Raw genomic sequence first — 18,248 nt, 5'->3', positions numbered from 1 at the left:
CCAACGCGGAGCATTGGCACGAGAGTCAGCCACTACGGATGAGCGCTCCGCGCTGGCACGAGGGTCAGCCGGGCTCAGTCCGTCACAAGCTTCGGCAAGCGCTGCTCCAGCAACTGGTGCAGCGCGCTCTGCGTTGGCCAGTTGCGCATGAAGCGGGCCCGGTCACGGGCGTAGGCCGCAGCGAATGACGACTGCGAGTTGTGCTGCTGCATGGCGTCCAGGTCGATCATCGCCCAGCGATCGACGTGCCAGAACAGGTTATGCCCCTTGAAATCACCATGGCTGATGCGCGCCTGGATAAGCTGCGCAAAAAGCCGATCCAGCGCCAGCAGTTCGACCTCTGGTGCATCACCGTTTTCCACATACGGAGCGAAGCGTTCGATGATGTCCGGCCCATCAATGAACTCGGTCACCAGCCAGGCCTTGCTGCGCAAGCCGAGAAAACGCTTTTCCTGCACGGCCAGCGGTTTGGGTGTGGCGATGCCGAGGAACATCAGCCGGTTGCCTTCGCGCCACGAATGCCAGGCCCGGCTGGGGCGCCAGAAGCGCTTGAGCCAATGGCTGAAATTCTTGATGTTGTAGCGCTTGATGACCAGCGGACGACCATTGATCTCAACCCGCCCGACACTCGCAGCGCCACCGGTCTTGTACAGATGGCCCTTGTCGAGCAAGGCATCCGCCTGACTCAGCACCGGCAGCATCGCGGGTTCTTCCTCGCGACGAATAGCGCGGAACACCGAAGCGCTGTCCTCGACACTGAACAGACTGCAGTCGCGCACGGTCTTGCTCATGAAGTCCTTGAGCCGCCAGCTGCGAACCTTGTCGATCTGCTTTTGCAGCGCTTCCATCGGCAAACCATGCTCGGCATTGCTCAACAGGTAATGCACCAACAGCTCTTCAGTAAACGGTTCGAAAGACCTGGGCAACTGGGCAAAGAACACGCCGAGATTTTCCAGAACTTTTTGCCGGGACAACGGCGTACCGGCCTGTTCAGCACGAATGCCGGCGCCATCGATCAGGTACAACTGCCCCTTGTGGCGCAGCAGGTTGTCCAGGTGCAGGTCTTCCTGCCACAGGCCTTTTGCGTGCTGCCGGGTAATGGCCGATAGCGCCTCACCGAGCACCGCTTGCTGCTCGTCTGCCAGCGGTGGCAGGTGCTTAACAGCATTCCAGGCATCGCCCAGGCTTGGCGCCTGCTCCAGAAACTCGAACAACAGCCAGCCACCCTCACCGTCCTGCAAACCGTCGGCCAGCAAAAGCGGTGTGGTCAGGCCCTGTTCGGCAAGCAGCCTTACGCCGGCCAGCTCACGCTGAAAGTGTCGGGCCGCCTTGTCGCCCACCAGCAGTTTTGCCAGCACCGTTCGGCCTCGCCAGACACCGGCGCCGACATAGCGCTGCCCCGGCAATACCCGCAGCAGGGTCAGCAATTGCAGTTCAGCCGATCCGGCAGCATCGGCCAGCGTCAGGCTCATCGGCAACTCGGGGGTACGTCCGGCGGTCTTGAGTTCAGACAGGCGCATCAACGGGTCTCTTTATCATCGCGGTGTTGAAGGTCTCGTTTGTGAGCGCCGCGCTTGCCCAGGCGCGCACTCCAGGCGTCGACCAGCAGGCTGTTCGGCGTGGCTTGCAGATAAGCCGCCAACAGCTCGCGCCGATCGGCCTCATTCCACATGGGCGCGCGGCGCAGCAGCGGTTCGAGGTCGCGGGCAAGGTCACGCTTGCCGAAGATCACCGGACGGGTTTTTTCCAGGTCGATCAGTTGCGCCTGATACCCCGTACCGGCTGCCTGAAGAAAAATATGCTTGGGGTAGAAGCAGCCATGCACCTGTCCGGCGCCGTGCAGCGTGCGCGCCAGCTGGCCGCAGGCGTGCAGTATTGCCTGACGCTGAGGGGCCTCCATCTGGTTCCACTGCTGCAACAGTTCGTCAAGATCGGTCCAGCCGTCCAGCGCACGCGTCATCAGGATCGCCCGGCGTTCGCCGGCGACCTTGCGCTCGCCATAGAACACCGCCTGCAATGCCGGGATGCCCAGTTTGCGATAGCGACTGATGTTACGAAACTCGCGCGAGAACGACGGTTCGCCAAACGGGTGATGCAACGTGTGAGTCAGGTAGTTGCTCTGACGCTTGAGGTAAAACCCCTGACCGTCCAGATCGAGGCGGAACACACTGCTCCAGCCGCCGCGCCCGGTATTGGGCTCATCGACCGCATCGAGTCGGATGTTCCAAAGCGATTCAAAATCAGCCAGGTTGTGACGCGCCAGTAAAGGCTGGTCGGCACTGGCAATAAAAACGCTCATTCACGGCCCTCGAAAAAGCTGACGATATGTCGAATACGTTTTTTGTCGGAGGCGTTCAAACGCGTTCGCTGGCGGTATTGCAGGTAGAAGCGCAGGCGCTGGGTGGCCGATAAGTGATACTTGGCGACCTTGTCCAGGCAGGCCAGATCCTTGGTGATCCGATAGCGCAGCATGAAGCTCCACCAGAATGCACCATTGGGGCAGTCGATGAAAAACAGCTTGCCCTCGTTATCGACCAACAGGTTGCGCCATTTCAAATCGTTATGTGTGAAATGGTTGTCGTGCATGATCCGGGTAAAGGCAGCCAACTGGCGGCTGAGCGCGTCGACCCAGTGGCGATCGGCCAGTCGCGGATCCTTGCGTTGCGCCAGTGCCGACAAGTCTTCGGTGTTCGGCAAGCCACGTGTGATCAGTGCGCCGCGATCATACGCCGCGCCGTTGCGCTCCAGGCCCCAGGCCACGACTTCTGCGGTGGGGATGCCCCATTTAGCAAAGCGCTTGAGGTTCTGCCATTCGGACTTGACCCTCGGCTTGCCCATGTAGCGACGCAGCCCCTTGCCCGCGCCCACGTAGCGTTTGACATAGTAGTAAACCCCGGCGCGCTCGATGCGGATGACGTCGGACAGCGGATCGCGGGTCAACTGCTGTCCCTGCAAGGCAAATACGGCATCCAGGCTGCCAAATTCCGGTTCCAGGAACGCGTACTCGGGCTCGAGCTTCCAGCCCGCCATCAGAGTGCGTCTCCGTAGCGCACTTTACGCTGATACAACTTGTCGGCTTTTTTATCCAGCCAGGTCAGCAGCGTCGCTTCCTTGAGCAGGATTTCGCGCAACGGCTTCTGGAAATAGCCCTGGAGAAAACGCAGTTTGTCGCGGCGGGTCAGGCCGATGTCCAACGCTGAAAAATACAGCGCGGCCAGGTCCTTGTTGCGCCAGCGTGGCGTGATCGCACGGCGGGTCTGGGCACGGTGCAGGTCGATGACCGAGAGTTTGAAATCGTCAGCGGTCACCGGCTTGTCGGTGTGCAGCAAAAAATGGCAGATGTAGCAGTCGCGATGATTGACGCCTGCGCGGTGCATCATGCCGACCAGGCGGGCGACTTCGGCAATGAAGGCTCTCTTCAGACGCGGCTCGGGCGGCTCGTTGCGCCAGTTGAGGCTGACGTCTTCGAGGCTGGTGGTCGGTGCCAGTTCTTCGGTGACGATGAACGAGTGCTGCGCGGCAGGGTTGCTGCCACGCTCGCCATAGGCCACGGCGGTCATGGTCGGGACGCCGACTTCATGCAGGCGCTCGATGGCGTCCCATTCCTTGCCCGCGCCGAGTACCGGCAGCTTGGCGGTCGCCAGGTTCTTGGCGATCTCGCCCCAGCCAATGCCGCGGTGGATCTTGACGAAGTAACCGCGCCCATCGACCTCGGTGCGCAGTGTGCGGCGCCCTTCCAGCTCGCGGTAGACCTCACCGCTCAGGCCTTCGACCTCGACGAACGCATCGCGCCCCGCCCACAGGTTCTTGAACGGCTCAGCAAGGAACAGCTTCATCAATAGTGCTCCGCCAGAATCACATCCGCAGCGTGTTGCGGCATGCTGTAAAGGTCTGCCGTGTCGGCAAAGGTCAGGCCATTGCGCGACCACGCGCTGCGTGCGGCATCGTCCTGAAGCATCTGCGATAGGTAGCGATTGAGCTGCGCCTGCTCGAACGGCTCATCCAGCACCCGCCCGCAATCGGCCTCGGCAATATAGTGAGCGTAACCACAGACCGCACTGACCAGGACCGGCAAACCGGCAACCAGCGCTTCGAGCAGCACGGTCCCGGTGTTTTCGTTATAGGCCGGATGAATCAGCAGGTCGGCGCCCAGCAGAAAACGCGGAATATCGCTGCGCCCTTTCATGAAGGTCACCTGATCACCCAGGCCGAGCGCCGAGCTCTGCAGTTGGAATACTTTGGGGTCGTCCTGCCCGATTACAAACAGTCGCGTGCGTTTCTTCAGCCCGGCGGGCAGAGCCGCGAGCGCCTTTAGGCTGCGATCCACGCCCTTGGTCTTGAAACCGGAGCCGATCTGCACCAATAACAGGTCATCGTCGGCAAGGCAGAACTCCTTGCGAAAGCCTGCACGGATCTCAGGTGCATCCGGCGGCGCACGGCGATCCAGGGAAATCCCCGGCGGCAGCAGATGAAAGCGCGACGGCGGGGTGTCGTAATGCTTGATGAACAGCGGCTGCTGCACTTCGGAAATCATCAGCACCTGGGTTTTCGAGTCCTTGGCGAACACTGCGCGCTCGTAGTCGGCAAAGTGGCGATAACGGCCCCACTTGCGATACAGCGGGCTGCGCAGGTTCTGCGCCTTGTCCTCGAAACAGCCGTCGGCGGCGTAATACACATCCAGGCCGGGCATCTTGTTGAAACCGATCAGGCGGTCCACCGGGCGTTTGGCCAGGTCTGCTTCCATCCAGGCGCTGAGCTTTTCGTTGCGCCGATGATTGAAGAACGCCTTGACCGGCGCCACCAGCACCTCGAAACCGGGAGGCACATCGCCTTCCCAGATCAGGGTATAGACGCGGATCTGATGGCCGCGCTGCTGGCACTCCAGCGCGATGCGCATGAAGTCGCGTTGCAGGCCGCCGAACGGAAAGTATTTGTAGAGTACAAAAGCCAGTTGCATCAGCCAGGTTCCTTTGCCAGCAACAGCGCGCCCAATTGGCTCGCTACTCGCTCGGGATTCAAGCGAGTGAAGCACATCGGCCACTCGCGCTTAAGGTCGAACCGGCGCTGATCGTCGGCGCTCGGTTGGTACGTGCATTTCTTTTGCAGGCACGGCGTACAGCCGGGGTAGTCGCTGGCCAGATGCACCTGCGACTTGCCGTAGGCCCCGGTCAGGCCCGGATTGGTCGGGCCGAACAGGGAAATGGTCGGCACATCCAGTGCAGCAGCCAGGTGGCCGATGCCAGTGTCTACCGCGACGCACGCCTGCGCGCTGGCCAGTACCCGCGCAACCCCTGCCAGATTGAGCTTCGGCAGCACGTGCGCACTGCTCAGACCCTCGGCAATACGCTCGGCACGAGCTTTCTCTGCCGGATTGCCCCACGGCAACTGCACTTGCAGACCGCGCGCTGCCATCAATTCGGCCAGTTGCCGCCAGTACAGCTCGGGCCAGTGCTTGGTGTCCCAGGTCGTGCCATGCAGGAACAGCACGAACGGGGCCTGCAAACTGTCATCCAGGGTCGCCAGTGGCTTGAGACCGTAATCGCCCATGCCGGACGGCTGTGGATAACCCAGCGCCTGAGCGAACAGCTGACGCAGCCGCTCGACCGCATGCTGCCCGCGCGCCACTGGAAAAGCGCGATCATAAGAGCGACTGGCAACCGGCTCGCGTGCCGAATCGCGGTCCAGACCGGCCACCGGCGCATCGACATAGCGTGTCAGCCAGGCACTTTTGAACAGGCCCTGCGCATCGATCACCAGATCATAACGCTGTTCGCGCATCTGCTGTTTGAAACGCCGCCATTCCCCGGACCTGAAGGTCTGCCAGAGGTGCTTGCGCCAGCGGCGAATCGCTACCGGGATGACCCTGTCGACCGCCGGATGCCAGGCGGGAATTTCCGCGAAGCCTTCCTCGACCACCCAGTCGAAGCGAATGCCGGGCAGCGCGCGCGCCGCATCGGTCAGCGCGGGCAAGGCATGGATCACATCACCCAGTGAAGACGTCTTGATCAGCAGTACCCGCAAAATCAGGCAACCTCCACCGGCGTGCTACTCAGGCGGCTGAGCGCCTGAATCACGGCGTCCGGCTCAAGCAGACGCATGCAGTTGTAATGGCCGAAACGGCAGGTGCGCTCGAAGCACGGGCTGCACTCGATGCCGAGTCGCACCACCTCGACTGCGTCGGCCAGCGGCGGCGTAAAGCCCGGCGAGGTCGAGCCGTAGACAGCCACCAGCGGACGGTTCAATGCTGCGGCCACGTGCATCAGGCCGGAATCGTTGGACACCACAGCGTCGGCGCACGACAGCAGGTCAATGGCTTCGGCCAGCGAGGTCTCGCCACTGAGGTTGACGGACTCCTCACGCAGGCCGGGAATCAGTTCCTGGCGAATGCTCTCACCGACCGGGTGATCCTTTTTCGAGCCGAACAGCCAGACCTGCCAGCCTTCGCGAATACTCGCGTCAGCGACCTGTGCGTAATGTTCGGCGGGCCAGCGCTTGGACTCGCCGAACTCCGCGCCGGGGCACAGCGCCAGTACCGGGCGATCCAGCGTGAGGCCGAATTTGCTCAGTGCGGCATCGCGCGTGGTCGGGTCGATGCGCAGGCTCGGTTGCGGGTAAGGACGCGGCAACTCGGCGCCCTTGTCGAAGGCCAGGGCCATGAAACGCTCGATCATCAGCGGGTAACGCTGCTTGTCGAGGGTTCGTACGTCGTTGAGCAGGCCGTAGCGAAACTCCCCGCGCCAACCGGTGCGCTTCGGGATACCGGCAAAAAACGGCACCAGCGCCGATTTCAGCGAATTGGGCAGCAGGATAGCCTGATCGTATTGGCCAGCCAGAGATTTGCCGATCCGGCGACGGGTCGCCAGTTCCAGGGCACCGTGCCCCAGCGGAAAACTGAGCGCAGCACGAACCTCCGGCATGCGCTCCAGTATCGGACGGCTCCATTCAGGGGCCAGCACGTCGATTTCGCACTCGGGATGACGCTGTTTCAGACACTGGAACAGCGTTTGTGCCATCACCATGTCACCGACCCAGCTAGGCCCAACGATCAGAATTTTCATGTTCTATCCAAAAACGACCAGAAACGATCAGGGAGGCCGATCAGACTGCGTGACGTTCCCACACAACCTGTCGCCTCCCTGTCATAGCTTTATAGAGTGTTGCAGCGGAATGTGCCGTTGCCGTGAGGCTCAGCTCAACCCCATCTGCGTCCAGATCCGCATCACCTCACGCCGCTGGGCATGAAACTGATCGCCGCTGACCACGCCCGCCTGCTTCTGCAAGGCCTGGCGATGTGCCGCCGAGCGATACGCCTTATAGGCTTCGCGCAGCAGGCCGGCATCCGTATCCGGCAGCAGCCCGGCCTCTTCCAGCCCTTCGAGAATCCGGATGTTGTCGGTGTATTGCAGCAGCGCGGGATGCTCTCTGGACCACGCCAAGGCGGCGTATTGCACCATAAATTCGATATCGACGATACCTCCGGCGTCCTGCTTGAGGTCGAATGGCACCGCCGCCTCGAAGGCATTGGCCGCCCTGCCGGCCGCTGTCGCGCGGGTCCCGAGGTTGTCACGCATCTTGGCGCGCATTTCGCTGACTTCGGCGCGCAGCTTGTCCAGATCGCGTTCGCGCCCCAGCACATCGGCACGGACCTTCTCGAATTGCTCGCCGACATCCCGACTGCCGGTCATGACCCGCGCACGGACCAGTGCCTGATGCTCCCAGGTCCAGGCTTCATTGGCCTGATAACGGGCGAAAGCGCCCAGAGAGCTGACCAAAAGGCCAGACGCCCCCGAAGGCCGCAGGCGCATGTCGACGTCATACAGCTGACCGGAGTTGGTTTGCGTGGTCAGCAAATGGATCACCCGCTGCCCCAGCCGGGTGAAGAACTGCGCAGTGTCGATCGGTTTGGCACCGTCGGTCTCGGCCTCCAGATCGCCATCATGAATGAACACCAGATCCAGATCGGAGCCGTGCCCCAGCTCGATACCGCCGACCTTGCCGTAGCCGACGATCACGAAGCCCGGATCGCACAACGTGCCGTCCGGACGCAAAGGCGTACCGTGGCGGGCCACGCTGTAGCGCCAGGCCAGCGCGAGCACCTGATCGAGAATCGCCTCGGCCAGCCAGGTCAGGTAATCACTGACTTTCATCAACGGCAGGCTGCCGGATATCTCGGACGCCGCGACGCGCAGGCTGTGCGCCAGCTTGAAATGCCGCAGGGCCTCCATCTGTTGCTCGAGATCGTCCTCGGGGATACGAATCAGCCGCTCGCGCAGCTCGGCCGCCAGTTCCGGGGCCAGCGGCGGATTGAACAGGCGCCCCTCGTTAAGCAACTCATCGAGCAGCAACGGGAAACGCGCGATCTGTTCAGCAATCCACGGGCTGGCGGCACACAGGGTCAGCAGCTGTCGCAGCGCGTCGGGGTTTTCCGTGAGCAGCACCAGGTACGCCGAGCGCCGCGCGACGGCCTCTACCAAGGGCAGCACGCGCTCCAATACCAGGTCGGGCTTCTCATGTTCCACCGCCTGAGCCAGCAGACGGGGGATGAATGCGTCCAGCCGCTCACGGCTCAGACGCTGCATCGAACGCAGGTTGGGACTGCTGCGCAGGTTGGCCAGATGTTTCAGCGCCCTCTCGGCATCGACGAAACCGGCCTGCAACAGTTGGCGACCTGCGGCTTCTTCGTCTTGGGACTCTTCCCACAACGGCAGCCATTCGCCTCCCACCACCACTTCGTCATCTTCATCTTGCTCGTCGTCCGGATCAGCATCGGGGTCAGCAATGACCTGACGGAAGTGCCAGGCCACACGGCCACGCCAGTACATCAGCCTTTCGTGAAAGGCAGCCCAGTCAGCGAAGCCCATGATCAGGGCAACGCGCGCCTGATCCTGTTCGTTGTCCGGGAGCATCTGCGTCTGACGGTCGGCGATCGCCTGAATGGCGTGCTCGGTATAACGCAGAAACTCGTAGCCCTCACGCAGCTCTTCGGTCACGGCCGAGGGCAGATAACCCTGCCCCTCGAGGGTTTTCAGCACTTTGAACAGCGGCCGCTGCTGCAGACTCAGGTCGCGGCCGCCATGAATCAGTTGAAAGGCCTGGGCGATGAACTCCACCTCGCGAATGCCGCCGGCACCCAGCTTGATGTTTTCCGCCATGCCCTTGCGCTTCACTTCCTGCTGAATGAGCTGCTTCATGGTGCGCAGCGCTTCGATGGCCGAGAAGTCCAGATAGCGGCGATACACGAACGGACGCAGCATCGCCAGCAATTCGGCACCGGCCGCCTGATCGCCCCCGACCACGCGCGCCTTGATCATCGCGTAACGTTCCCAGTCCCGGCCTTGGTCCTGGTAATACTGCTCCAACGCATTGAAGCTGAGCACCAGTGCCCCGGAAGAACCGTAAGGGCGCAGGCGCATGTCGACCCGGAACACGAAACCGTCGACGGTCACCGGGTCGAGCGCCTTGATCAGCCGCTGGCCCAGGCGAATGAAAAATTCCTGATTGTCCAGCGCACGCTTGGTGCCGACGGTTTCGCCGCCCTCCGGGTAGCCGAAGATCAGGTCAATGTCCGAGGACAGGTTCAGTTCGACCGCGCCAAGCTTGCCCATGCCCAGAATGACCATGTGCTGCGGCTTTCCGGAATGACGACCGGTCGGGGTGCCGAACTGCTGGCAATGCCGGGGGTACAACCATTGGTAAGCCAGATCGATCGACGCATCGGCCATGTCCGACAGGTCACGGCAGGTTTCGATGAGGTTCGCCTGACGGGTCAGGTCGCGCCAGATAATCCGTACTTGCTGGCGTGCGCGCTGTCGACGTAGATTACGCCCCAGTTCATCCTCGCTGGCGGCGCTCGACAGCGCGTCGGCAAGCTGACCGCGCAATTGGCCGGCAGAGAAGCTACGCTCCAGCTCGCCCGAATCGGCCAGCTGCAGAAGCATCTGCGGATCACGGCAGACTTGTTCGGTTACAAAATCACTGGCGGCGCAGACCCGGTCGAAGGCTGCCTGTCGCGCCTCGGGCCAAGCGTTGAAAGAAGCCAGCGCGTCCTCGGACAGGGCAGTCAGCGCAGCCTGAAACATCTGGCGGGCGCGGCTGATCGATGGCAGTAGAATGGCCGGAAATTCGGCCAGTAAAGGTAGGCTCATGGTCTATCCTTGATCGGCGTGCAGACGCCCGTCCGTCGTTACGGCGAGACGCGTCTGCCAGCACCGCTTGTCGAACAAAGGTTATAAATTGCTGGAAAAATCAAATTAGAAGCATAAAAATCCGCTTTTTACCTGCAAGATATTCAATAGCGATCAACAGTAACGTTTTAAGCTACACGACAACAGGAGCGATTGAGTCGCTTCTCTGTAGTTTTACTACTGGGTCCGATACTCGGAGGGCTGAAATCGTCGTCGATTTGTAGTAAAACTACACGCCGCCGGATCCCACCCTCCGGAAATCCAAGAATTTATGTCGTCTGCCCACAAGGCCAGTCGCAAACTCAGGCAACCGATTCTGGAAGCCTTTCCGCCCTGGAGCAAGCCATGCAAGACCTCGATCCCGTCGAAACCCAGGAATGGCTGGACGCCCTGGAATCGGTTCTCGACAAAGAAGGCGAAGACCGCGCTCACTACCTGATGACCCGTTTGGGCGAGCTGGCCACCCGTAGTGGTTCGCAGCTGCCGTACGCCATCACCACGCCATATCGCAACACCATTCCTGTCACCCACGAAGCACGCATGCCTGGCGACCTGTTCATGGAACGCCGCATTCGCTCGCTGGTGCGCTGGAACGCATTGGCCATGGTTGTCAAAACCAACATCGGCGACCCGGATCTGGGCGGCCACATATCCAGCTTCGCCTCCAGCGCCACGCTGTACGACATCGGCTTCAACTATTTCTTCCAGGCCCCGACCGACGAACACGGCGGCGACCTGATCTACTTCCAGGGTCATGCATCGCCAGGCGTTTACGCCCGTGCATTCATGGAAGGCCGCATCACCGAAGAGCAAATGACCAACTTCCGTCAGGAAGTCGACGGCAATGGCCTGTCGTCTTACCCACACCCGTGGCTGATGAAAGATTTCTGGCAGTTCCCGACCGTATCGATGGGCCTTGGCCCGATCCAGGCGATCTACCAGGCGCGCTTCATGAAGTACCTGGAGCACCGCGGTTACATCCCGGAAGGCAAGCAGAAAGTCTGGTGCTTCCTGGGTGACGGCGAGACCGACGAGCCGGAATCCCTGGGCGCCATTGCCCTGGCCGGTCGCGAGAAGCTCGACAACCTGATCTTCGTCGTCAACTGCAACCTGCAGCGCCTCGACGGTCCGGTTCGCGGCAACGCCAAGATCATCCAGGAACTCGAAGGCGTGTTCCGTGGCGCCCAATGGAACGTCACCAAAGTCATCTGGGGCCGTTTCTGGGACCCACTGCTGGCCAAGGACGTCGACGGTATCCTGCAACGTCGTATGGACGAAGTCATCGACGGCGAATACCAGAACTACAAGGCCAAGGACGGCGCGTTCGTCCGCGAGCACTTCTTCAACTCGCCTGAACTCAAGGCCATGGTTGCCGATCTGTCCGACGACGAGATCTGGAAACTCAACCGTGGCGGCCACGACCCGTACAAGGTCTATGCGGCCTATCACGAAGCCGTCAACCACAAGGGTCAACCGACCGTGGTTCTGGCCAAGACCATCAAGGGTTATGGCACCGGCGCCGGCGAAGCGAAAAACACTGCGCACAACACCAAAAAGGTCGATGTCGACAGCCTGCGTCACTTCCGTGACCGTTTCGACATCCCGGTCAAGGACTCCGAACTCGAAGCCCTGCCGTTCTACAAGCCGGAAGAAGGCAGCGCCGAAGCCCGTTACCTGAGCGAGCGTCGTGCTGCGCTGGGTGGTTTCGTACCGCAGCGTCGTGCGCAGAGCTTCAGCCTGCCGACCCCGCCACTCGAAACCCTCAAGGCCATCCTGGATGGCTCGGGCGATCGCGAAATCTCCACCACCATGGCCTTCGTGCGCATCCTGACGCAACTGGTCAAGGACAAGGAAATCGGCCAGCGCATCGTGCCGATCATCCCGGACGAAGCGCGTACCTTCGGTATGGAAGGCATGTTCCGCCAGTTGGGCATCTACTCGTCGGTCGGCCAGCTCTACGAGCCAGTCGATAAAGAACAAGTGATGTTCTATCGCGAAGACAAGAAAGGCCAGATCCTCGAAGAAGGCATCAACGAAGCGGGCGCCATGTCCTCCTTCATCGCTGCCGGCACTTCGTATTCCAGCCACAACCAGCCGATGATTCCGTTCTACATCTTCTACTCGATGTTCGGTTTCCAGCGTATCGGCGACCTGGCCTGGGCCGCTGGCGACAGCCGCACCCGTGGCTTCCTGGTTGGCGGCACCGCCGGCCGTACCACGCTGAACGGTGAAGGCCTGCAGCACGAAGACGGTCACAGCCACATCCTGGCATCGACCATCCCGAACTGCCGCACCTTCGACCCGACTTACGGTTACGAACTGGCAGTGATCATCCAGGACGGCATGCGCCGGATGTTCGAAGAGCAGCAGGACGTTTTCTACTACCTGACCGTGATGAACGAGTCCTACGCCCAGCCAGCCATGCCGGCCGGTGTGGAAGAAGGCATCGTCAAGGGCATGTACCTGCTCGAAGAAGACACCAAGGAAGCGGCGCACCACGTCCAGTTGCTGGGCTCGGGCACCATCCTGCGTGAAGTTCGCGAAGCGGCGAAGATTCTCCGTGACGAGTTCAACATCGGTGCCGACGTGTGGAGCGTCACCAGCTTCAACGAGCTGCGTCGCGACGGTCTGGCTGCAGAGCGCAACAACCGCCTGCACCCTGGCCAGAAGCCGCAGCTGAGCTATGTCGAGGAATGCCTGAACGGTCGCAAAGGTCCGGTCATCGCATCCACGGATTACATGAAGCTGTTCGCTGATCAGATTCGTCAGTGGGTTCCAACCAAGGAATACAAAGTCCTGGGCACCGACGGTTTCGGCCGTAGCGACAGCCGCAAGAAGCTGCGTCACTTCTTTGAAGTCGATCGTCACTTCGTGGTGCTGGCAGCCCTGGAAGCCTTGGCTGATCGTGGCGATATCGAACCTAAAGTCGTGGCTGAAGCCATCGCCAAGTTCGGCATCGATCCTGAAAAACGCAATCCACTGGACTGCTAAGAGTCTGCTTCAAGAGCGCTGATCAGAGCGTAAACAGCCGAGGATGCGGAATTTACTCGACGTAAATGAGCATCCAACGCTGTTTCGTTGTAACTGAACCAGCGTATTCGTGAGTGAACAGGTTCTCCTAAGGAGAGACATAGTGAGTGAGTTAATTCGTGTACCCGACATCGGCAACGGTGAAGGCGAAGTCATTGAATTGATGGTCAAGGTCGGTGATCGCATCGAAGCCGACCAGAGCGTTCTGACGCTTGAGTCGGACAAGGCGAGCATGGAAATCCCTGCGCCCAAGGCTGGCGTCATCAAGACCATGAAGGTCAAGCTGGGCGACCGCCTGAAAGAAGGCGACGAGCTGTTCGAACTGGAAGTGGAAGGCGAAGCGGCTGCGGCCCCGGCGCCTGCTGCCGAACCTGCCGCAGCCCCTGCTGCTGCCGAAAAGCCGGCTGAAGCGGCACCTGCACCTGCGGCCGCCGCAGAGCCTGCTCCGGCAGCCAGCGCCAGCGTTCAGGACATCCACGTGCCGGACATCGGCTCGTCGGGCAAGGCCAAGATCATCGAACTGATGGTCAAGGTTGGTGACAGCATCCAGGCCGATCAGTCGCTGATCACCCTGGAATCCGACAAGGCCAGCATGGAGATCCCGTCTCCGGCAGCAGGCGTTGTCGAGAGCATCGAAGTCAAGCTGGACCAGGAAGTCGGTACCGGCGACCTGATCCTGAAACTGAAAGTCGAAGGCGCCGCGCCTGCCGCAGCTCCGGCCCCTGCCGCCAGCGCACCCGCTGCTGCCCCGGCCAAGGCTGAGGCCGCAGCTCCTGCTCCCAAGGCAGAGGCAGCACCTGCGCCGGCCGCTTCAGCGGCTCCGGCAAAAGACGGTGCCAAGGTTCATGCAGGCCCGGCCGTTCGTCAGTTGGCTCGCGAATTCGGCGTCGAGCTGAGCGCAGTCAGCGCCACCGGCCCGCACGGCCGCGTGCTGAAAGAAGACGTTCAGGCTTACGTCAAAACCATGATGCAGAAGGCCAAGGAAGCTCCAGCAGGCGGCGCAAGCGGCGGCTCGGGCATCCCGCCGATTCCGGAAGTCGATTTCAGCCGTTTCGGCGAGATCGAAGAAGTACCGATGACGCGCCTGATGCAACTCGGCGCTTCCGGTCTGCACCGCAGCTGGCTGAACATTCCTCACGTCACGCAATTCGACCAGGCCGACATTACCGACCTGGAAGCTTTCCGTGTCGCGCAGAAAGGCGCTGCCGAGAAGGCTGGCGTCAAGCTGACCGTTCTGCCGCTGCTGCTCAAATCCTGCGCCCACCTGCTCAAGGAGCTGCCGGACTTCAACGCGTCGCTGGCACCTAGCGGCAAGGCAGTGATTCGCAAGAAGTACGTGCACATCGGCTTTGCCGTGGACACCCCGGACGGCCTGCTGGTCCCGGTCATCCGCGACGTCGACCAGAAGAGCCTGTTGCAACTGGCCGCCGAAGCCGCCGCACTGGCCGAAAAGGCGCGCAACAAGAAACTGACTGCGAACGACATGCAGGGCGCGTGCTTCACCATCTCCAGCCTCGGCCACATTGGCGGCACCGGCTTCACGCCGATCGTCAACGCGCCGGAAGTGGCGATCCTCGGTGTGTCCAAGGCAACCATCCAGCCCGTCTGGGACGGTAAAGCCTTCCAGCCGAAACTGATGCTGCCGCTGTCGCTGTCCTACGATCACCGCGTGATCAACGGCGCAGCTGCTGCCCGCTTCACCAAGCGCTTGAGCGAATTGCTGGCGGATATCCGCACAATCCTGCTGTAAGCCCTGCAGGCCCGTCCCCGGACGGGCCTTGCTGTACACCTTTGCGAGCTGCCACGCTCGAACCTCAACCCCGCCCTCCAGCGGGGATTTTTTTGTCTGGCTATCGCGCCCATGCTCCGCGCTCATTGCTGGATCCTGTGGGAGTGACCGGGGCGGCGATCCGCATTGCTCACGAAGACCATGGTCCAGACGCCCCATCTTCTGGGACTGTAAGGGCCCCTTCGCGAGCAAGCTCGTTCCCACGCCCTTTATCGCGGTGCCAGGTCTGACTGGCGGGTGATACACTACGCGACATTTTTGTTTTGCAGGTTCACCGTCGTGACTAACACCGCTTTCAATTCTCTGCCTCTGTCCGCTGCCATGCTGGCTAACCTGGAGTCGCTTGGTTATGCCGAAATGACACCGATTCAGGCGCAGAGCCTGCCGGTGATCCTCAAGGGCATGGACCTGATCGCGCAAGCCAAGACCGGCAGCGGCAAGACCGCTGCGTTCGGCATCGGCCTGCTCAACCCGATCAACCCGCGTTTCTTCGGTTGCCAGGCACTGGTCATGTGCCCGACTCGCGAACTGGCGGATCAGGTGGCCAAGGAAATCCGCCGCCTGGCGCGCTCCGAGGACAACATCAAGGTCCTGACCCTGTGTGGCGGCGTTTCGTTCGGCCCGCAGATCGGCTCGCTGGAGCATGGCGCGCACATCATCGTCGGTACTCCGGGTCGCATACAGCAGCACTTGCGCAAGGGCTCGCTGGTCCTGGACGGCCTGAACACGCTGATTCTCGATGAAGCCGACCGCATGCTGGACATGGGTTTCTACGACGCCATCGCCGACATCATCGAGCAGACCCCGCAGCGCCGCCAGACCCTGCTGTTCTCCGCGACCTATCCGGTCGGCATCAAGCAGTTGTCCTCGAAATTCATGCGTGATCCACAGACCGTAAAAGTCGAGGCACTGCACGCCGACAGCCAGATCGAGCAGATTTTCTACGAGATCTCCCCGGAGCAGCGCCTGGAAGCCGTGGTCAAGGTACTCGGCCATTTCCGGCCGACGTCCTGTGTGGCGTTCTGTTTCACCAAGCAGCAGGTGCAGGAAGTGGTCGATCACCTGACCGCCAAGGGCATGTCTGCCGTCGGCCTGCATGGCGATCTGGAACAGCGTGACCGTGATCAAGTGCTGGCGATGTTCGCCAACCGGAGCACTTCGGTACTGGTCGCCACTGATGTGGCCGCGCGCGGTCTGGATATCGACGCGCTGGACATGGTGATCAACGTCGAGCTGGCGCGTGATTCGGAAATCCACATCCACCGTGTCGGCCGTACCGGTCGTGCAGGCGAGAAAGGCATCGCGGTCAGCCTGGTGGCCCCGTCGGAAAGCCAGCGCGCCCGTGCCATCGAAGAGTTGCAGAAAGCGCCGTTGAACTGGCAGCAATACGACAGACTGAGCATCAAGGAAGGCGGCAAACTGCTGCCCGCCATGACCACGCTGTGCATCGGCTCGGGCCGCAAGGACAAGCTGCGTCCAGGCGACATCCTCGGCGCATTGACCGGCGAGGCAGGCATTCCCGGCACTCAGGTCGGCAAGATCGCGATTTTCGACTTCCAGGCCTACGTTGCCGTCGAGCGCAGCATGGCCAAACAGGCCCTGGAACGTTTGAACAATGGCAAGATCAAGGGCAAGTCGCTGCGCGTGCGGATTTTGTAAAGTTTATCGTTGACCCTGATAGTCCCTACACGCCGCGCCGAGCGTCATATACAGGCCCCGAAGGTCCTGAAAACGCGGTTTTCAGGCTTCTGCCCGCAGGGCGTAGGAGCGAACTTGTTCGCGAAGACGGTAGTTCAGACGATAAATCTTCGGAGAATATACCGGCCCTTTCGCGAACACGTTCGCTCCCACGGCCTTCGGCCAGAAAAAAAAAGGCTTGTGCATAGCTTGGTGCGGAGCATGGGAACGATCGTGACCTGAAGATCGAGGAACCACGCTGTGCCCGTTACTGACGTTGTAATCATTGGCGCCGGCGCTGCCGGTCTGATGTGTGCGTTCACCGCTGCCGCTCGCGGGCGCAAGGTGATGTTGATCGACCACGCCAACAAACCCGGCAAGAAGATCCTGATGTCCGGTGGCGGGCGGTGCAACTTCACCAATATGTACACCGAGCCGGCCAACTTCCTGTCGCAGAACCCGCATTTCTGCAAATCGGCCCTGGCCCGCTACACCCAATGGGATTTCATCGCGATGGTCGCCAAACATGGCGTGCCTTATCACGAGAAAAAGCTCGGCCAACTGTTTTGCGACAACAAGTCCAGCGACATTCTGGAAATGCTTCTGGAAGAGTGCCGCCAGGCTGGTGTCAGCCTGCACATGGACACCTCCGTGCAGCAGATCGAAAAGACCGACGCCGGCTACAGCCTGCAGACCACGCTGGGCACCCTGAACTGCCAGTCGCTGGTGATTGCCACGGGCGGGCTGTCTATTCCGACGCTGGGCGCCACCGGCTTTGGCTATCAGGTCGGCAAGCAGTTCGGCCACACGCTGCTGCCGACCCGCGCCGGGCTGGTGCCGTTCACCATCACCGATCAGCTCAAGGAGCTGTGCACCGAGCTGTCAGGCACCTCGGTGGATTGTCTGGTGAGCTGCAACGACACCAGCTTCCGCGAAAACATCCTGTTCACCCACCGCGGCCTCAGTGGCCCGGCGATCCTGCAGATCTCCTCGTTCTGGCAGCCCGGTGACACCGTGGAGATCAACCTGCTGCCCGATCATGACGTGCCCGCCTGGCTCAACCAGCAGCAGGCCGAGCGCCCCAACAGTGAACTGAAAACCTTGCTGGGCGAGATTTTCACCAAGAAGATGGCCAACCTGATCGCCGAACACTGGTTCGTTTCCAAACCGATGAAGCAGTACACCCACGCCGAACTGGCCGAGATCGCCGAAAAGCTGGTGAGCTGGCAGGTGGTCCCGGCGGGCACCGAGGGTTATCGCACGGCCGAAGTGACGCTGGGCGGTATCGACACCCGTGAAGTGTCGTCCAAGACCATGGAATCGCTGAAATCCCCCGGCCTTTATTTCGTGGGCGAAGTGCTGGACGTGAGCGGTCATCTGGGCGGCTTCAACTTTCAGTGGGCGTGGGCGTCAGCCTATGCTGCCGCACATTACGTGTGACGCAGTCGCTGATACGCAACATCACCACACTACAAACCGGTATAAATTTTGCGAGGCGGATGTACAGCCAGTCATTTGGTCTGTACATATCCTCCTGCACGATCGATCAATTGCGAACAGGGCCGTCA

Annotated in this window: 12 protein-coding genes; 4 read left to right on the top strand and 8 right to left on the bottom strand. The window is 61.2% G+C overall.

The genetic code is table 11. The annotated features are described in order from the left end of the window. Positions 1-74 precede the first annotated feature (74 nt). The 8 genes from V476_RS13680 to glnE all read right to left on the bottom strand — a co-directional run bounded on the left by V476_RS13680 (position 75) and on the right by glnE (position 10,145). Complete coding sequence (locus V476_RS13680; RefSeq protein ID WP_024959647.1) at positions 75-1,520, bottom strand: lipopolysaccharide kinase InaA family protein; 1,446 nt, start codon at positions 1,518-1,520, stop codon at positions 75-77. After that, a complete protein-coding gene (locus tag V476_RS13675) occupies positions 1,520-2,299 on the bottom strand; it encodes a lipopolysaccharide kinase InaA family protein (protein ID WP_024959646.1) in 780 nt (259 codons plus the stop codon). The genes V476_RS13680 and V476_RS13675 overlap by 1 nt, the downstream gene beginning before the upstream one ends. Continuing rightward, a complete protein-coding gene (locus V476_RS13670; RefSeq protein WP_003392143.1) occupies positions 2,296-3,030 on the bottom strand; it encodes a lipopolysaccharide kinase InaA family protein in 735 nt (244 codons plus the stop codon). Before V476_RS13670 ends, V476_RS13675 begins: the two co-directional genes overlap by 4 nt. Continuing rightward, positions 3,030-3,836, bottom strand: coding sequence for a lipopolysaccharide core heptose(I) kinase RfaP (gene rfaP / locus V476_RS13665; RefSeq protein ID WP_003318176.1), 807 nt, complete (start codon positions 3,834-3,836; stop codon positions 3,030-3,032). The genes V476_RS13670 and rfaP overlap by 1 nt, the downstream gene beginning before the upstream one ends. After that, positions 3,836-4,957: a glycosyltransferase family 4 protein gene (locus V476_RS13660; RefSeq protein WP_024959645.1), complete on the bottom strand. Its 1,122-nt coding sequence runs from the start codon at positions 4,955-4,957 to the stop codon at positions 3,836-3,838. Before V476_RS13660 ends, rfaP begins: the two co-directional genes overlap by 1 nt. Further along, positions 4,957-6,021: a lipopolysaccharide heptosyltransferase I gene (gene waaC, locus V476_RS13655; RefSeq protein WP_024959644.1), complete on the bottom strand. Its 1,065-nt coding sequence runs from the start codon at positions 6,019-6,021 to the stop codon at positions 4,957-4,959. The genes V476_RS13660 and waaC overlap by 1 nt, the downstream gene beginning before the upstream one ends. A 2-nt stretch (positions 6,022-6,023) precedes the next feature. Continuing rightward, a complete protein-coding gene (gene waaF, locus V476_RS13650) occupies positions 6,024-7,058 on the bottom strand; it encodes a lipopolysaccharide heptosyltransferase II (RefSeq protein WP_003318174.1) in 1,035 nt (344 codons plus the stop codon). A gap of 129 nt (positions 7,059-7,187) precedes the next feature. Beyond that, the gene (gene glnE / locus V476_RS13645; protein ID WP_024663067.1) at positions 7,188-10,145 is read right to left on the bottom strand and encodes a bifunctional [glutamate--ammonia ligase]-adenylyl-L-tyrosine phosphorylase/[glutamate--ammonia-ligase] adenylyltransferase; all 2,958 of its coding nucleotides are present in this window, start codon (positions 10,143-10,145) and stop codon (positions 7,188-7,190) included. Between the two features lie 384 nt (positions 10,146-10,529). Between glnE and aceE the strand changes: the two genes are divergently transcribed. The 4 genes from aceE (at position 10,530) to V476_RS13625 (ending at position 18,120) form a co-directional block, all read left to right on the top strand. Further along, entirely contained in the window at positions 10,530-13,175 is a 2,646-nt protein-coding gene (aceE, locus tag V476_RS13640; RefSeq protein WP_003392156.1) for a pyruvate dehydrogenase (acetyl-transferring), homodimeric type, read from the top strand. Positions 13,176-13,317: 142 nt separating this feature from the next. Continuing rightward, positions 13,318-14,964, top strand: coding sequence for a dihydrolipoyllysine-residue acetyltransferase (gene aceF, locus V476_RS13635; protein ID WP_024959643.1), 1,647 nt, complete (start codon positions 13,318-13,320; stop codon positions 14,962-14,964). A gap of 318 nt (positions 14,965-15,282) precedes the next feature. Further along, entirely contained in the window at positions 15,283-16,662 is a 1,380-nt protein-coding gene (gene dbpA, locus V476_RS13630; RefSeq protein WP_003432003.1) for an ATP-dependent RNA helicase DbpA, read from the top strand. A 279-nt stretch (positions 16,663-16,941) separates the two neighbouring features. Continuing rightward, a complete protein-coding gene (locus V476_RS13625) occupies positions 16,942-18,120 on the top strand; it encodes a BaiN/RdsA family NAD(P)/FAD-dependent oxidoreductase (protein WP_024959642.1) in 1,179 nt (392 codons plus the stop codon). Positions 18,121-18,248: the final 128 nt, after the last annotated feature.

Source organism: Pseudomonas syringae KCTC 12500, assembly GCF_000507185.2.
Classification (GTDB): Bacteria; Pseudomonadota; Gammaproteobacteria; order Pseudomonadales; family Pseudomonadaceae; genus Aquipseudomonas; species Aquipseudomonas syringae.
This window is presented reverse-complemented; position numbering and strand designations above follow the sequence as displayed.

Coding starts and splice junctions, on each gene's coding strand:
- V476_RS13680 (WP_024959647.1), bottom strand. CDS start 1,520: ATGCGCCTGTCTGAACTCAAGACCGCCGGACGTACCCCCGAGTTGCCG.
- V476_RS13675 (WP_024959646.1), bottom strand. CDS start 2,299: ATGAGCGTTTTTATTGCCAGTGCCGACCAGCCTTTACTGGCGCGTCAC.
- V476_RS13670 (WP_003392143.1), bottom strand. CDS start 3,030: ATGGCGGGCTGGAAGCTCGAGCCCGAGTACGCGTTCCTGGAACCGGAA.
- rfaP (WP_003318176.1), bottom strand. CDS start 3,836: ATGAAGCTGTTCCTTGCTGAGCCGTTCAAGAACCTGTGGGCGGGGCGC.
- V476_RS13660 (WP_024959645.1), bottom strand. CDS start 4,957: ATGCAACTGGCTTTTGTACTCTACAAATACTTTCCGTTCGGCGGCCTG.
- waaF (WP_003318174.1), bottom strand. CDS start 7,058: ATGAAAATTCTGATCGTTGGGCCTAGCTGGGTCGGTGACATGGTGATG.
- glnE (WP_024663067.1), bottom strand. CDS start 10,145: ATGAGCCTACCTTTACTGGCCGAATTTCCGGCCATTCTACTGCCATCG.
- aceE (WP_003392156.1), top strand. CDS start 10,530: ATGCAAGACCTCGATCCCGTCGAAACCCAGGAATGGCTGGACGCCCTG.